Raw genomic sequence first — 603 nt, 5'->3', positions numbered from 1 at the left:
ATCTTCAACTTCGAAAGCGACGAACCACGGGGCGCCTCCTTTCCCTACGACGGCAAGGTTTACTCTGGCGCGGACGGGGTGCGGCTGACTCTGGGGCTTTCTCGAAAGATTGGGAAAATTTCAGGATTGGTGCTGGAGCTAAATGGGCGCCAGTATCAGTTGGTGGAAACTGAACGGGTGATCAGTGGCGTCGACTACAAACCTATCGATGACCCAGACGCTTACCGCGCAATGGTTGATGCCGCTCAAGTCGCCCAGGAAGAGCGCGACCTACGCGCCTTTGAAAAGGTGCGCCCTCACATCGAGTCGGCGGCCTTCTGCATGTGCCCTGCCTGCCTCGATCGCTTTGGTGCGCGTGAGGACTGCTCGACCTGTGCCGGAAAAGGTTTTGTGACGAAGCCAGCGCCAACGGGTCTACGCTGAAAGCTCACGCGAGGATCTGGCAATGTGCGGACGACTCTCCCAGTACAGCGGCATTCACGATTTCGTGGCAGCGCTCAGCATGCCCAACGCCTTGGTCAACTCGACCGGCGAGCAACCGTTCGAGCGGTACAACGCCGCGCCGACCGCCCAGCTCGCCCTTTTTCACCAGGAAGGCCAATT

Annotated in this window: 2 pseudogenes; both read left to right on the top strand. The window is 59.2% G+C overall.

Annotated elements, in window-relative coordinates:
* Window positions 1-423: pseudogene (locus tag M0814_RS28980) on the top strand (hypothetical protein); the annotation flags it as partial.
* A gap of 22 nt (window positions 424-445) precedes the next feature.
* Window positions 446-603, top strand: a pseudogene (locus M0814_RS28975) (SOS response-associated peptidase); the annotation flags it as partial.

The organism is Pseudomonas sp. MWU12-2020 (assembly GCF_023100605.1).
Taxonomy (GTDB): domain Bacteria; phylum Pseudomonadota; class Gammaproteobacteria; order Pseudomonadales; family Pseudomonadaceae; genus Aquipseudomonas; species Aquipseudomonas fluorescens_H.
The sequence above is the reverse complement of the archived record's forward strand: the minus strand, read 5'-3'. Positions and strand labels throughout refer to the sequence as shown.